13 protein-coding genes are annotated in these 13,954 nt (G+C 64.1%); 7 read left to right on the top strand and 6 right to left on the bottom strand.

Going from position 1 to position 13,954, the window contains the following annotated elements; genetic code table 11:
- Nucleotides 1-74 precede the first annotated feature (74 nt).
- Complete coding sequence (locus tag ACVIHF_RS30690) at nucleotides 75-4,583, bottom strand: DUF5801 repeats-in-toxin domain-containing protein (RefSeq protein ID WP_456793007.1); 4,509 nt, start codon at nucleotides 4,581-4,583, stop codon at nucleotides 75-77.
- A gap of 445 nt (nucleotides 4,584-5,028) precedes the next feature.
- On the opposite strand from ACVIHF_RS30690, the gene ACVIHF_RS30685 reads away from it, so the two are divergent.
- Both ACVIHF_RS30685 and ACVIHF_RS30680 read left to right on the top strand, forming a co-directional pair.
- Nucleotides 5,029-5,667 carry a FecR family protein gene (locus ACVIHF_RS30685; protein ID WP_194295347.1) on the top strand — a complete coding sequence of 213 codons (639 nt, stop codon included), beginning with the start codon at nucleotides 5,029-5,031 and terminating at the stop codon, nucleotides 5,665-5,667.
- Between the two features lie 37 nt (nucleotides 5,668-5,704).
- Nucleotides 5,705-6,568: a tetratricopeptide repeat protein gene (locus tag ACVIHF_RS30680; RefSeq protein WP_076827396.1), complete on the top strand. Its 864-nt coding sequence runs from the start codon at nucleotides 5,705-5,707 to the stop codon at nucleotides 6,566-6,568.
- A 73-nt stretch (nucleotides 6,569-6,641) separates the two neighbouring features.
- Here the strand turns inward: ACVIHF_RS30680 and ACVIHF_RS30675 are convergent, their stop codons facing one another.
- The 4 genes from ACVIHF_RS30675 to ACVIHF_RS30660 are packed head-to-tail and all read right to left on the bottom strand — an operon-like array spanning nucleotide 6,642 to nucleotide 10,250.
- Complete coding sequence (locus ACVIHF_RS30675; protein ID WP_253606601.1) at nucleotides 6,642-7,508, bottom strand: efflux RND transporter periplasmic adaptor subunit; 867 nt, start codon at nucleotides 7,506-7,508, stop codon at nucleotides 6,642-6,644.
- A complete protein-coding gene (locus tag ACVIHF_RS30670) occupies nucleotides 7,505-7,711 on the bottom strand; it encodes a DUF1656 domain-containing protein (protein WP_028333641.1) in 207 nt (68 codons plus the stop codon). Before ACVIHF_RS30670 ends, ACVIHF_RS30675 begins: the two co-directional genes overlap by 4 nt.
- Nucleotides 7,708-9,759 (bottom strand): FUSC family protein, encoded by a 2,052-nt coding sequence (locus tag ACVIHF_RS30665; protein ID WP_456793006.1) that lies wholly within the window; start codon nucleotides 9,757-9,759, stop codon nucleotides 7,708-7,710. Before ACVIHF_RS30665 ends, ACVIHF_RS30670 begins: the two co-directional genes overlap by 4 nt.
- Before the next feature lie 2 nt (nucleotides 9,760-9,761).
- Nucleotides 9,762-10,250 (bottom strand): MarR family winged helix-turn-helix transcriptional regulator, encoded by a 489-nt coding sequence (locus ACVIHF_RS30660; protein ID WP_253606605.1) that lies wholly within the window; start codon nucleotides 10,248-10,250, stop codon nucleotides 9,762-9,764.
- Nucleotides 10,251-10,462: 212 nt separating this feature from the next.
- Between ACVIHF_RS30660 and ACVIHF_RS30655 the strand changes: the two genes are divergently transcribed.
- The 4 genes from ACVIHF_RS30655 (at nucleotide 10,463) to ACVIHF_RS30640 (ending at nucleotide 11,358) form a co-directional block, all read left to right on the top strand.
- Nucleotides 10,463-10,639 (top strand): hypothetical protein, encoded by a 177-nt coding sequence (locus tag ACVIHF_RS30655; protein ID WP_253606607.1) that lies wholly within the window; start codon nucleotides 10,463-10,465, stop codon nucleotides 10,637-10,639.
- A 16-nt stretch (nucleotides 10,640-10,655) separates the two neighbouring features.
- A complete protein-coding gene (locus ACVIHF_RS30650; protein ID WP_092080482.1) occupies nucleotides 10,656-10,883 on the top strand; it encodes a DUF6894 family protein in 228 nt (75 codons plus the stop codon).
- A gap of 77 nt (nucleotides 10,884-10,960) precedes the next feature.
- Nucleotides 10,961-11,116, top strand: a complete 156-nt coding sequence (locus ACVIHF_RS30645; RefSeq protein WP_176936779.1) for a hypothetical protein — start codon at nucleotides 10,961-10,963, stop codon at nucleotides 11,114-11,116.
- A gap of 29 nt (nucleotides 11,117-11,145) precedes the next feature.
- Nucleotides 11,146-11,358 (top strand): hypothetical protein, encoded by a 213-nt coding sequence (locus tag ACVIHF_RS30640; protein WP_456793005.1) that lies wholly within the window; start codon nucleotides 11,146-11,148, stop codon nucleotides 11,356-11,358.
- A 58-nt stretch (nucleotides 11,359-11,416) separates the two neighbouring features.
- Here ACVIHF_RS30640 and ACVIHF_RS30635 read toward each other — a convergent pair whose 3' ends face one another.
- Nucleotides 11,417-11,974, bottom strand: a complete 558-nt coding sequence (locus ACVIHF_RS30635) for an HNH endonuclease (RefSeq protein ID WP_016845270.1) — start codon at nucleotides 11,972-11,974, stop codon at nucleotides 11,417-11,419.
- 191 nt (nucleotides 11,975-12,165) lie between these two features.
- Here ACVIHF_RS30635 and ACVIHF_RS30630 point away from each other — a divergent pair, with 191 nt between their 5' ends.
- Entirely contained in the window at nucleotides 12,166-13,926 is a 1,761-nt protein-coding gene (locus ACVIHF_RS30630; RefSeq protein ID WP_456793004.1) for a chloride channel protein, read from the top strand.
- Nucleotides 13,927-13,954 lie beyond the last annotated feature (28 nt).

Here is a 13,954-nt window from a genome sequence, read left to right as displayed (position 1 = left end):
TCCGACGCGGGCCGGAGTGCCGGCCACGCGCCCAAGGGATCGCTAGACGAAGGGATCGCTACAAGAAGCGATCGCTACATGATCAGATCGTGTAGCGGATGGGTCACGACGGCGTCCGGCGTATGGTCCGGGAAGAAATCTGTTTGGTGCTCCGGGACAGCCGGCCCCATTGCCGGCGTTCCACCAGTTGCAACTCCTTGCGCCAGCTGAAATCCGGCGGAATCGTCGTGGCGGCCGAACCACGCGAGGCTTTGATCAAACTGTGGAGGGGACGAAGCTCCCTGCTGTTCAAGGCTCGAAGGCTCCGCGAAATGAAAGGACTGCTCGGTCGTTCCCGACGTTCCGCCGTCTACAAAGGGCAAGATTGCCTGAGACAACGCCGCGTCCTCGTGGCTACTCGTTGACATCGGACTAACATCGGGTGCGGGAGCGCCGGCGCCGACCGGCGGCGCGGGGCTGTCCTGGCTGGCGGCGAATATGAAGGTGTCCATCCCCGCCGTGTGGCACTGAATATCGACCTGAAGGCTGCTCGTGGCCGAATCGCCGTCCGCATCGACCGCCGTCACATCGAACAGCAGATCCGCATTGATGCTCGTCTTTTCGGTATAGCTGATGTTGTTGATCGCGAAGGTGGGACACCCGGCTTCCACCCGATCGTAGTCGACCTGGACTTGATCGAACGACCTGTCAACGTAAAGCGTATACGTCGTCGTCGTGGCATCAAAGGTGTAGGTGTCGATCAGCGAAGCATCCGATGTCTCCTGCACCACGAAGCCGGCACTGCCGCAGAGCGGCCTGGGAACATCGATGCAGAAGTCGTGAACGTCGGCGCTGCCATCAAGAACCTTGAGGATCACACCGGCGGTGCCGTAGCCCTGCCATTCCGTGAGATTGAAGCCGACCTGCGACTGCTTCTCGGTGAACGCGAGATTCAACTGCTCGGCCGGGTCCATCTGCAGTCCACTGTCGCCGACCGCAATACCGCAGTCCGATGCCTTGACATCGAGCGGCTGGCCGGCGCAGTCCGACCCGGTAATAACCAGTTGTCCGTCCGGAGCCGTCAATGACGGCGTGCCGCAGATCGGGGCATCAAAATCGGAGCCATGGACGGTGACGTCCTTCGACGGCCCGGCGTGCTCGAGATCAAAGCAGAATGTTCCATCCGGATTGATCAGCAACTTGAAATAAGGATCGTCCAACCTACCGCCGCAATCGGTAAGATACGCGTCGAGCTCGACGCCGCCGCCCACCTCATGGGTCGTATAGTAGAAGTTGTAATCATCGCCATGTCCGGTGACGTGCACCGCGGTGATGCCGTTGCCCAGGCATGATGTGGCCAGATCATATCCCGTGCAGCCGACCGGACCGTTGTGGACGGCAACGAACATCGCGGCATCGCCATCCGCGCCGAAATTGATATCGTAGGTACCTGTCGCAGTCTGATGATCCTGAGCGGCGACGAAGGTCTCCGGGAAGCCGCAAATGGTCGGGTGATCGTCCGTGATCGTCAGTTGCTTGCCGAGGTCGACGCACGCGCTCTGGAAGTCGCCGTCCTTGTCCGTGATGGTGGCAACCAGGCTTACGACGCCGGCGGTCAGCGACACGGCTTCGCCGCTGTCAGGGCCGGCGCAGGCCGGATGCGTCACCGCGCGATATTCGGTGAAGGTGACGCATCCCGTGGCCGGATCAACCGCGATGGTGAATGCCAGCGCGCCACTTGCTGTGCCGACATGGCCTTCGATGGTGTTGCCGTTCAGAACCAGCACGTCGGAGCAGCCGGTATGCGAATCGATCAGACCGGATGGGGTGCAGTCACCTCCGTTGATCGACAGTGCATAGTGAGTCGTCGCGCCGTCGGCGCCCTGGAGCGAGGTGAACGCCGTCGAGAAATCGGCAGAAATTTTCGTCAGCGCGGCGTCCGGTGCCGAGCCCGCGACATGGTCGTCCAGTGCCGTTGCCGTCAGGTGCGTCTCGCTCAGCGTCAGCGACGGAGCGGTGCAATTGGCCCGGATGCAGGGGCCATCGTCGCTGATGGTCAGCCTGCTGCCGAGGTCGAGGCCGGCGCTCTGGAAGTCGCCGTCCTTGTCCGTGATCGTGGCAGTCAGGCCCACGATGCCCGCGGCCAGCGATACGGCTTCGCCGCTGTCCGGGCTGGTGCCGAGCGGTTGCTCCACCGGCCGGTAGTCGTTGAAGGTCACGCGTCCCGTGGCCGGATCGAGCGTGATGGTGAAGGCCAGCGTGCCGTTGGTCGCGCCGACGCGGCCTTCGATCGTGTTGCCGTTCAGAACCAGCAGGTCAGCGAGGCCGGTATGCGAGTCGATCAGCCCCGATGCCGTGCCGTTGCCGCCGGTGATCGTCAGCGCGTAGCGGATGGTCGCGCCATCGGCGCCTTGCACCGAAGTGAACGCGGTCGAGAAATCGGCGGAAGTCGTCGTCAGCGCCGCGTCCGGGGCCGAGCCGGCGATGTGGTCGTCCAGCGCCGTTGCCGTCAGATGCGTCTCACTCAGCGTCAGCGATGGGGCTGTGCCCGCCGCCTCGATGCGCGGGCCGTCGTCCGTGATTGTCAGCTGCTTGCCGAGATCGATGCTTAGATCCTGGTACTGGCCGTCGCTCTCCGTGACCGTCGCGATCAGGTTGACGAGGCCGGTCCCCAGCGCGATCCCTTCGCCGCTGTCAGGGCTGGTGCCCGACGATTGTTCGACCGCGCGGTGCTCGACGAAGGTCACGCGGCCCGTCGCCGGGTCAACCGTGATGGTAAACGCGAGCGCCCCGCTTGCCGTGCCGACATGGCCTTCGATGGTGTTGCCGTTCAGAACCAGCAGGTCAGCGAGGCCGGTATGCGAATCGATCAGTCCTGACGCCGTACCGTTGCCGCCGGTGATCGACAGTGCGTAGCTGACGGTCAGACCCGGTTCGGTGACGAATGCCGCCGAGAACTCGCCCGATGTCGTCGTCAGCGCGGCGTCCGGTGCCGAGCCGGCGATATTGTCGTCCAGCGTCGTCGCTGTCAGATGGGTCTCGCTCAACGTCAGCGATGGCGCGGTTCCAACCTCGATCAGCGGGCCGTGGATGGTGAGTGTCACCGTCTGCGGGGTTCCGCCGATCGTGGTCACCGTGAAGCTGTCGGTCAGCGTGTTGCCGACATGGAGGGCTTGCACGGAGCTGTTGGCGTTGTCGAGCGTATAGGTCCACACGCCGGCCGTTGTGAGCGTGAATGAGCCGTAGCCACCAACGCTCGTCGTCGGCGCGTTCACGGCGGTGAAGGTATTGGCGGGATCGTCGACATCGGTGTCGGTGAGCGTGCCCTTTGCGATGAGCAGGCCGGGCGAGGCATGACTGACGCCGACCGCACCCACCACCGAGCCGGCCATGGTGCCGGAGATGATGGAGGCGTCGTCGGCGCCCAGGATGCTGATGTCGAAGCTCTCGCTGGCCGAAAGCGCGCCGTCCGAGACCGTGATCACGAAGCTCTGGGTCGTGTTGGCCTTCAGCGCGTTGATTGCGGTATTGTTCGGAACGAAGGTGTAGTTTCCGGTCGCGCTGTTGAGATAGAGCGTGCCAAATGTACCGACGCTCGACACGTCGTATGTCGCCTGTCCCAGCACCGTATCGCCTGTGGCGCCTCCGCTGATGCCGAATTTCAGTGCGCCGCCCTTGATGCTGCTCGCGGAAAAGGTCCCGCTCGCCGCATTGAAGTCGTCAAATATCACCGTATCGATTTCAGTCGGCCCCGCTCCGAGGTTCAGCTTCGGCGGAACCGGCGGCAGCTTGAAGAGATCATTTTTCGCGAAGGTCGCCACCGGCAGCGGCCCGAGCGTATCTTGCACCGGCGACAGCGGGGACTGCTGAATAAAATTGATCGGCAGCAGCAGTTGGCCGCCTTCGAGGGCAGGCATGCCGGACCCTTTCGATGCCGGTCCTTTCTCGAAATAGGCAAGGGTCTCCTGTTGGGCCTCCCGTAATTCCTCCATGTGCGAAGGGGAATTCGTGGCATGGTTCACGCCGACGGAGGAGCCTCTTCTGCTCAGGATGATCGTCTCTTCGGGATCCTCGACGATGATGTGACGAGGGATCGCCTCCTTGGTGACGAGTTCGAACACGCCGTGGTGGAGGTCCTTGTATTTGATGTTGTCGTCGTCCAGGAACGTGACGTTCGGCTCCGCGGCCCGGGCGTCCTCCAGCAGCGAGAAGGTCAGGGCGGCCAACGACAGCATGCCGAGGCCGCTGGCGCTGATGGTGCCAACCGGTGTGTCCGCCGTCAGGACGCCAGACCCTGCGAGTCGGCTGCCGATGAGGCGGAAGAGGCTTCTGGTTTTCGCGAACAGGCCCGGCCGCAAGCCCTCGCCGGGGTCTTGCGCGATGTCCAACTCCAGCCGGGTGCCGGCCGGCAAATTGAGCACTCTGCCATCGACCAGGCGGATTTCGATCCGCCCGCCGGCTCCGACCTCGATGACGTCACCCTGGCGAACGGGATCGCCAGCTACGATTTGAATCGGTATGCCGCGGGCACGCGCGATCGTGCCGCAGCCGATCGCCGTCCGAACAGTGCCAACTACACGGGGCGGCTGGCCCAAAACGGCCATGCACGCGTCCCCGAACTCTACGCCGGACGCAACTGACATTGGCTTTTTGCCTGTTAGGCAGTTCGAGCGGAAAGTGGCGCCGCAGTTTTTTTATTTTGGCTTGGTTCGGCCACGCGGCGAAAAACCCCGCGCCGTCAGCCATAGGCTTGTCCGCTGAAACGTCCTGATTGAAACCAAATTCGGCAGTAAAAATGGAATTCCAATACTGCGGGGGAGCCTTACGAAAAGGTCAGAACAGCTGTCCTTTATCGCGCGTGCAGCCCCGCAAAATTAATAGTATGATTACCATGCAAATTGTCCACTTATTAATTTTTAGTCGAACTGCGTCAGGCATTTAGGCCTGTCTGCGACAACTCGTTTGGCACTCAAGGTCCTGCGGTCTCGGCCCGGTGGTCCCGATCACCATCGAGCCACGGCCCGACAAGACCTTTTCGAGGAGGGGATCGTGCGCATCCATTTGATTGTTCAATTGCTTGCAAGCTTCGTCCTGGCGCTCGCAACGCTCACGCCCGGCCAGGTGCAGGCGCAAACCGAACCGGACAATATCCAATTGAAATTCATCGGAAGGGTCGTAGCCGCCACTGGTTCGGTCACGATCGAGCATCCGAATGCAGTCGTCGTTCAGGCAGGGCTGCCCGGCAAACTGCCTCAGGCGCAGGTTGGCGACCCCGTTTATCTGGGCGACGTGGTGCAAACTGGAGCTGACGGACGCGTCGGGATCAATTTCTCCGACGGCACTTCGTTCAATCTGTCGAGCAACGCCAAGATGGCGATGACCGAGTTCGTGTACGACCCGAACGGCAAGTCGAACTCGACCTTGCTCAAACTGACCAATGGGACGTTCACCTTCGTTGCCGGCAACATTGCGAAGACCGGCGACATGAAGATCGACACCCCCGTGGCAACGATGGGCATTCGAGGCACCACGCCACGCATCGAGATATCGGACGATGGAACGGTGAGGTTCGCCACGCTCGTTGAAGAGGGCAAGAGCAAGGTCAGGAAGGTCGGGACACGAACGCCGCAGCAACCTGAGCAAAACACCCTCCACAAGTTCAATCCCAACATCTGTCGAGGGTGCTAGGCCAGGCGCAGCCCGTTTCGTGCAAGCAAGGCCCGATATGAAACTTCGTGCAAGCGCCGGCGCAATTGTCAGCCTGATATCGCTTCTCGTTGCGACGCTCCCCGTGTTGCCGGCGGTCGCGCAGAACGCGAAGAAGGACAGCTATCTCCGCACTATCGGATTGTGCAGCGGCCTCGATCGCACACCGGCCGACGCGCGCATTGCTGCCTGCACGGCGCTGATCGATGCGGGGCAGGACATGACCCAGGCTGGCCTCGCGATCGCCTATAACAACCGTGGTAACGCCTACGCCGCCAAGGGAGACTATGACGGCGCCATCCGGGATTTCGATCGATCGATCGAGCTCAATCCGACCTACACCAAGCCGTTCAACAACCGCGGCGTGGCCTATCTCAGGAAGCGCGAATATGATCGCGCGACCGACGCCTTCGATCAGGCGATCAAGCTCAACCCGAACTACGGCGAGGCCTTCGCCAACCGCGCCGGCGCCTATTTGAAGAAGAACGATTATGCACGCGCGGCGCAGGACTACGATGAGGCAATTCGCCTCGAGCCGAAGCTCGATGGGGTGTGGAACGGACGCTGCTGGAGCCGGGCCATCCTCGGCGAATTGCAGGCGGCGCTGGAAGATTGCAACAAGGCCCTTCAATTGGCGTCAACCAACGCCGCGACGTATGACTCGCGTGCCCTTATCTATCTGAAGACCGGCGAGCTGGGCGCGGCGATCGCCGACTACAGCTCCGCACTTCGCATCGATCCCAAGCTCGCAAGCGCACTTTATGGCCGCGGCCTGGCGAAGTTGAAGCAGGGTGACAAGGCCGGCGGCAATACCGACATGGCGGCGGCCAAGGCGATCCAGGGCAGCATCGGCGACGATTTCACACGCTACGGCGTGCGATAGGCGAGTGGTCGACGAGCCGCAGTAAGGTGCACCGGCTCGATGCTGTCGCCGCGGATGCGCCCCGGCCAGCCGGCTAGTCCATGATCTCGACCGTCGCCGAGCGGCCGGCGACCAGCGCGATGCGATCCGGCAGGTGGTCCAGCGCGATGCGCACGGGGATGCGCTGTGCGAGCCGAACCCAGCTGAAGGTCGGGTTGACATTTGCGAGCAGGCTCGCGCCTGCCGCGCGGTCGCGATCCTCGATGCCGGCCGCAATGCTCTCGACATGTCCGGTGAGCCGCACCGGCTCGCCCATCAGCCGGATCTGCGCCTTGTCGCCGACGCGAATGCGCGCGAGCTTGGTCTCCTCGAAATAGCCTTCCACATGCAGCGTGTCGGTGTCGACCAGCGCCATCACGCCCTTGCCTGCGGTGACGTAGGCGCCCGGCCGCAGGTCCATATTGGTGATGGTGCCGTTCACCGAAGCGTGCACCTCGCTGCGATCCAGATTGAGCTGCGCGACGGCGCGGTCGGCGACCGCCTGGTCATAGGCCGCCTTGGCCTGCAGCTGCGTCGCCAGAACCTGCTCCTGCTTCTGCTGCGACACCGCATCGGTGGTCAGCGAGCTGTAGCGTTTGAGGTCGGCGTCGGCCTGATCCAGCGTCGCGCGATGGCCGGCGACCGCTGCATCGGCCTGCTTCAGTGCCAGGGCAAAGCGTGCGCGATCGATCCGGAACAGGATGTCGCCACGATGCACCGGCTGATTGTCCTTGACCAGCACGTCGGTGACGAAGCCGGAGACGTCGGGAGCCACCTGGATCACGTCGGCGCGGACCCTGCCGTCGCGAGTCCATGGCGATTCCATATAGTAGACCCAGAGCGCGCGAGCGACAGCGAGTGCGGCGACGACGGCGACCGCGGTCAGCGCAACCCGGCCGAGCCAGGCGAAATTCGCTTTCATGGCAGAAACTCCGAAAGATAAACCACGACGCCGAGTAGGCATACGTACAGGGCGAAATTGAACAGCGCGCGATGCCAGACCAACCGGTAGAATCCGAAGCGCTGCATGATCCGGCTCACCACTGCGCTCAGCGCATAGGCGACGATGAGCCACAGCAGCAGCGCCGGAACGAGCACGCCGTAAATGTCGAGCTCATATCTCATGCGGCGAAACTCGCTTCGGGCTGCGATCGATACACGGGTGCATCCGGAAACAGGCCGCGGCGGATGCCGACGAGGCCGAGCAGTGCATCGTCCCGCGCGCGCTCATTGGGGTCCTTGACGACCGCGGTCAGCGCCGCATCGATGCATGACAACAGTTCGGCCGGCATTGCCCGGTCCGCACGGGCGCGAAACGCCGCCGCGAGGTCGTCGAGCATATCGTCGATGGCACGCACGGTCACTGCGGCGAGGCCGTAGCGGGCCCGCCTGAGGTCGATGATGTTGAGCCCGATGCGGAGCTGGACCAGGCTGTCGGCATCGCGGCGGTCGCTCTCGGAGATGAAGGCGATCCGCTGGACCAATAGTCCGAGCCGATGCAGCATCAGGCCGGCAAACTGCGCGCGATCACCGTGGCCGCGCCGCTCGGCCGCGACCGCGAGCGCCTGCCAACTCGACGTCATCAACCGCTTGGCGATCCATTCGGCGCCGACGCCGCGCGCGATCCGCGTCACGATCTCCGCGATCACAACACCGAGGAAGAAGGCGACCGACGTGTTGGCGAAACTGGCGAAATCCGCGCTGTAGGTCGATTGCAGCGCGAGCAGCGTCGCGGTGTTGGCGGCGAGCGCCATGCCGATCGGCGCGGTCTTGGGTCGTGCGATCAAAAAGCCGTACAGGAGGAAGGTCGGCGCCAGTGCCGCGATCAGGACCTCGACATGGGAGATGCCGGGCACCAGCGCGAACTGATAGATTGCGACGATGACGATCGCGACCAGTGAAAACAGGCCGAAGGCCCGGATGCTGCGCGCAGGCTCGTCCTGTGCGGCGAAGAAGGAGCAGGCGACCGCCGCCATCATCGGCGCCGAGGCGCCATCGGCCCAGCCGGTCGCAATCCACAGGCCGCAGCAGATCAGGATGGCGACCGCCGCGCCCGCGGCCGACCACAGCGCCATGCCGTGGTCGCGATGACGGACCGGTGCGGCCCCCGACTCCGGGTGGAACGCCAGCTGGACGCTGGAGATATCCCGGCCCGCGGTGATCGCATCGCCCAGCGCGCGGCAGTCGGCCGAAATATCGGCAAGCTCGCGCAGCCGGAGCAGCAGGCTGATCGTGATGATGCGTTCCCGCGGCGCGATGCCGTCGAGCGCAGATTGCCGCTCGGCGATTGCGGTGCGGATCTGCTCGCCGGATTGCCGCTGGCGGTCCTCGTCCACGATCCATGCGGCGAGATCGCCGATCAGGCGTTGCAGCTCCGGTTGCCGTTGCAGCGCCGCTTCGCCAAGTGCGGTAAGCCGGTCTTCGATCGACGTGATGATCGGCAACAGCATCAGCATGCGCAGCCGGACCTCGCCGAGGCCACGCACGGTGCCGGCGTCGGCCAGCCGGTCATAGGCGACATGGGTCGCCAGCGTATCGATCTCGACAATGTCGGTCGCAAGACGGAGGCGTTGGGCCCGGCGCGTCTCGCCGGTCCCGCGGTCAAGCAGCACGTCGCGGGACAGACGGCGCGCATCCGACAGCCAACTCCTGATGCGGCCGCCGACCGCCGGCGCGACGCTGCGGGGAAACACCACCGTCGACACCAGGCTCGCACAGATGATGCCGAGCGAGATCTCCTCGACTCGTGCCAGCGCTACATCGAAGATGCTGCCCGGTTCGGCCACCGACGGAAAGCCGATCAGCGCGACGGTATATCCGCCCAGCATGAAGACATAGCTGCGCGGCGTGCCGTCGAGCAGCGATAAATAGAGACAGAGCCCGACCCAGAGCGCGATCGCGAGGCACAGTAGCTCCGGTGCATTGACCAGGTTCGGCACCAGGGCGACCGTGACGCTCGCGCCGACCAGCGTACCGATCACGCGGAAGAACGCCTTCGAGCTGGTCGCGCCGGCCAGCGGCTGCGAGGTGATGTAGACCGTCGCCATCGCCCAATAGGGACGCGGCAGATCGATCGCCAGGGCGATGACAAGCGCCAGCATCGACGCCGCGAACGTCTTCAACGCGAAAATGAGATCCGCGTGGCGGACCAGGAACGGCTCTTCCGCGCGCATGACTATTTCGCCTCTGGAGCAGTCCTGGCTGGCGCAGTCCTGGCGTCCTGCAGGCGGCTCGCCCGCTGCTCGATGAGCTGCAGCGTCTCGAAGGTTACCGCAAGTTCCGCGCTGCCGATATCCTTCAGCAGGCTGGCCCGTACGCGACGCAGCACCCGATTGATCTCCTCGACCTTGGCTCCGCCGGCCGCGGTGAGATGCAGCGTCTTGGCGCGCCGGTCGGTCGGGTCCTCGCGACGCTCGACCAGGCCTTCGGACTGGAGCAGATCGATCAGCCGCACCAGTGAAGGCCCTTCGATCCCCAGTTCATCGGCCAGCACGCCTTGCCGGACGTTCTCTCCCTGGCGTGACAACACCAGCAGCGGAATCGCCGTCGCGTAGGACAGTCCGTGGTCGGACAAGGCCTGATCCGACTCGCGACGCCAGATCCGGGCCAGCCTGGTCACCAGGCGGCCGATCTCGGCGTGGATATGGGGCTGCGAAGGCGGCATGCAAATTAGATAGGATGCGAACTATTAGGATGCAATGATATACTGCGAACATCGCGGACGATCACGCGAATGCGATCCTGCGTGAGGAAGCGTCAATACTGCTGCGGGATCGACCTCGATGCGCTGGTTATGCTCGGTTGCGGGCGGACCTTGAGCGCGGCGGGTTAGGAACACATCGGGATACAGATGCTTCTGTTCTTGAGGAGATTGTGATGAACAGAAAGCCGGTAACGCAGGATTCTGGGCGCTCGAGCGACTGGGGTTCCCACGCGCAAACCGACAAGCCGTGGAAGGGAAACCCGGAGAAGGAGCAGCGCTCTGGGGATGCGAAGCGCTCAGGAGACGAGAAGCCGGACCTGGAAAAGTGGCATGAATCGAACACGCATTGATGCGCGGAGATAGTGAATGTCCGCCTTTCACTTCGCGATCGTGAATGATGAGCGTGTGATCGATGCAACCGGTCAGCCGGTTACCGACCGCGATGAAGCCATTGCCGTCGCCAAGCGGCTCGCCATCGACCTTGCCGAGACGCGACAGGAATATCTGGGACGCGGCTACTTCATCTCGGTGATCGGCAGCGACGCGCGCGAAATTCACCGCGAAAGCATCGACAGCGCCGCGAAGAGCGGATGAACGATGCCGCCCCGGCGGGCGGCAAGAGAGCAAGGCTTTAAGAGCAAGGCTTTGAGAACAAGGCTTGGAGAGACCGAATGGATATGGGCCTTGAAATCATCTACGGCATCGGAGCGCTCGTGCTGCTGACCGCTTTGATCTTCGGCGTGCTTCAACACCATTTTCGCAGCAGGCGCGCGGTGCAGGCCGGCGAGGATGTCGTCCGCGAAAGATACAAGCGGAACGAGACCTGACGCGGCGCCGCCAGCGTAAGGAGGAGACGATGGGATTGGCTCAATATGCGGTGATTGCAGCCGGCAAGGAATGGGGCGTCCTGCACGACGGCAATCTCAACGGCGGATACGCCACCAAGGAGGCTGCATTCGAATCGGCGGCGGCCGCCGCGGCATTGGCGATCAGGATGGGGCACGAGGTTCACGTCAGCGTTCCCGGACGCGAGGAGGGGGAAGCGGCCCTCACCAAGCGACCCGCCTGATCCAAATCACAGCAGTACGGCTTGCATTCGGTGGAAGGACGGCGCGCGCCAGCGCGCTCTACGGATCGAGCTCAGTATCCCAGTAGAGATAATCGAGCCAGCTCTCGTGCAGATAGTTCGGCGGAAACAGCCGGCCGTTGCGATGCAGCTGATGCACGGTCGGGGCGTAGGGCGTCTGCTTCGGAAACATCTTGGCCTGCTGCGGCGTCAGATTGCCTTTGCGCAAATTGCAGGGCGAGCAGGCGGCGACGACGTTTTCCCAGGTGGTCTGGCCACCCTTGCTGCGCGGAATGATGTGATCGAAGGTGAGATCGTCGCCCGACAGGCAATACTGGCAGCTGAATCGGTCGCGCAGGAAAACGTTGAACCGGGTGAAGGCGGGGTGGGTGGTCGGCTTGACGAAGGACTTGAGGGATACGACGCTCGGCAGCTGGATTTCGAAGGAAGGACTTCGTACCGCCCGGTCGTAATATTCGACGATGTTGACACGATCGAGGAACACCGCCTTGATCGCGTCCTGCCAGGACCAGAGCGACAGCGGGTAATAACTCAGCGGCCGGAAGTCCGCATTCAAGACCAGCACCGGCCAACCGCCTTGCGAGACATGTGCGTTCAAATAACGCTCCTGACTCCCATTAGCTGCGAAGCAGCATGCACTCACATACTACAGGCAGCGTGACGGGATTGTGAAGAGCAATGAGCGGCTTATCCGCCGCGCCCTGCCATGTTCCTGCCCCGATTGCCTCCCGCCCGCGAGGTCCGTAAAGGGAGCCGCAAGGCCCTGTCGGCCAGTGACGGACCCTGCCGATGACCACGACCTCAAGCTATCTCGAGGCGCCGCGCCGGTTGCGCGCGTTCGTGCGCGCGCACGAGACGAGCCTTGTGGTGCTGGCGGTGCTGATCGGCGCCATTGGCGGCCTGGTGGTGGCGGTCATGAGCGGCCTCGTCACGGTGCTGCATTCGGTGCTGTTCAATCTGCCGCTCGGCGACCGGTTGTCGAGCCAGCCCAGCATCGATCCCGTGCGCGCGCTCCTGGTTCCCACGGTCGGCGGCCTGCTGTTGGGATTTGCGTTCCTGCTGCTGCTGCGGGTCCGGCCGGCCCGCGAGATCGACCCGATCGAGGCCAACGCGCTCTATGGCGGGCGGATGTCGTTCCGTGGCAGCGTGATCGTGGCACTGCAGACGATCTGGTCGAGCGGCGTCGGCGGCTCGGTCGGGCTCGAGGCCGGCTATACCCAGCTCTCCAGCGGCCTCGCCGCCTCGCTCGGCCGCGGCTTTCACCTCCGCCGCAACGACCAGCGAATCATGGTCGGCTGCGGCGCGGCGGCGGCGATCGCCGGCGCCTTCAGCGCGCCACTCGCGGGTGCGTTCTACGCTTTTGAACTTGTGATCGGCGGCTATACGCCGGCCAGCCTGACCCCGGTCGGCGTGGCGGCGGTGACCGGCTACTTCGTCGCCCATGCCTTCGAGCCGCTGCCGCTCGGTGTCGGCGTCGGAACCGTCGGCGATGTGCTCGGACGGGATCTTGCGATTGCCGCGCTGCTCGGCATGGTCGCGGCCCTGACCGGCATTGCGATCATGCGCGGGGTGACGCTGTGCGAGGCGCTGCTGACCAGGATCCGGCTCTGGCCGCCGCTGCGGCCGGCGCTCGGCGGGCTTGCGGTTGGCGCGATGGCGCTATTGACGCCGCAGGTGATGTCGTCGGGCCACGGCGCGCTACGCTTCGCGGGCATCGTGGCGATGCCGCTTGCCTTCATCGCCGGCGTGTTCGCGCTGAAGGCGGTGGCTTCGATCGTTTCGCTCGGCTCCGGCTTCCGCGGCGGATTGTTCTTCGCCACGCTGTTCATGGGCGCGCTCGGCGGCCGGCTGTTCGCCGCCGGCGTCGACATCGTGTGGCCGGGTCTGAACCTCGACCCCAACGCCTATGCGGTGATCGGCATGAGCGCGCTGTCGGCCTCGGTGATCGGCGGTCCGCTCACGATGTCGTTCATCGCGCTGGAATCCACCGGCAACCTCTGGCTCACGACCGCGGTGCTGGTCGCGGTCATCATCTCGACCACGATCACGCGCGAGCTGTTCGGCTATTCGTTCGCGACCTGGCGTTTGCATCTGCGCGGCGAGACCATCCGCAGCGCCGCCGATATCGGCTGGATCCGCGATCTCACGGTCGGCAAGATGATGCGGCAGGACATGACGACGGTGAACGCCGCGATGCCGATCGAGGCGTTCCGCGAGGAATTCCCGCCGGGCTCGAAGACCCAGGTCGTCGCGGTCGACGGCGAGGGGCATTACGCCGGGCTCGCGCTGGTCGCGGAAGCGCACGCGCCGGATCTCGAGGCCGACAAGGGGCTTGCTGCCATCTTGCGCTACGCCGACGTGGTGCTGCATCCCGGCATGAACGTGCAGGAGGCGATCGCGGTGTTCGACGCGGCCGAAGCGGAATCGCTCGCCGTGGTCGAAGGCGACGGCGACCGGCGGCCGATCGGCCTGCTCACCGAAGCGCACGCCATGCGGCGCTATGCGGAAGAATCCGAGCAGCGCCGCCGCGAGGTGATCGGCGAGATTTGATTGCGCGGGCGATAGCCAAGGCGTCGGG

This window comes from Bradyrhizobium sp. USDA 4506, from assembly GCF_054058795.1.
Note: the sequence above shows the minus strand (reverse complement) of the source record. Positions and strands in the feature narration are given on the sequence as shown.

What these genes read in the sequence shown, in the direction of transcription:
- ACVIHF_RS30690 (WP_456793007.1), bottom strand. Translation starts at nt 4,583, where the DNA reads ATGGCCGTTTTGGGCCAGCCGCCCCGTGTAGTTGGCACTGTTCGGACG.
- ACVIHF_RS30680 (WP_076827396.1), top strand. Translation starts at nt 5,705, where the DNA reads ATGAAACTTCGTGCAAGCGCCGGCGCAATTGTCAGCCTGATATCGCTT.
- ACVIHF_RS30675 (WP_253606601.1), bottom strand. Translation starts at nt 7,508, where the DNA reads ATGAAAGCGAATTTCGCCTGGCTCGGCCGGGTTGCGCTGACCGCGGTC.
- ACVIHF_RS30670 (WP_028333641.1), bottom strand. Translation starts at nt 7,711, where the DNA reads ATGAGATATGAGCTCGACATTTACGGCGTGCTCGTTCCGGCGCTGCTG.
- ACVIHF_RS30665 (WP_456793006.1), bottom strand. Translation starts at nt 9,759, where the DNA reads ATGCGCGCGGAAGAGCCGTTCCTGGTCCGCCACGCGGATCTCATTTTC.
- ACVIHF_RS30660 (WP_253606605.1), bottom strand. Translation starts at nt 10,250, where the DNA reads ATGCCGCCTTCGCAGCCCCATATCCACGCCGAGATCGGCCGCCTGGTG.
- ACVIHF_RS30655 (WP_253606607.1), top strand. Translation starts at nt 10,463, where the DNA reads ATGAACAGAAAGCCGGTAACGCAGGATTCTGGGCGCTCGAGCGACTGG.
- ACVIHF_RS30650 (WP_092080482.1), top strand. Translation starts at nt 10,656, where the DNA reads ATGTCCGCCTTTCACTTCGCGATCGTGAATGATGAGCGTGTGATCGAT.
- ACVIHF_RS30645 (WP_176936779.1), top strand. Translation starts at nt 10,961, where the DNA reads ATGGATATGGGCCTTGAAATCATCTACGGCATCGGAGCGCTCGTGCTG.
- ACVIHF_RS30640 (WP_456793005.1), top strand. Translation starts at nt 11,146, where the DNA reads ATGGGATTGGCTCAATATGCGGTGATTGCAGCCGGCAAGGAATGGGGC.
- ACVIHF_RS30630 (WP_456793004.1), top strand. Translation starts at nt 12,166, where the DNA reads ATGACCACGACCTCAAGCTATCTCGAGGCGCCGCGCCGGTTGCGCGCG.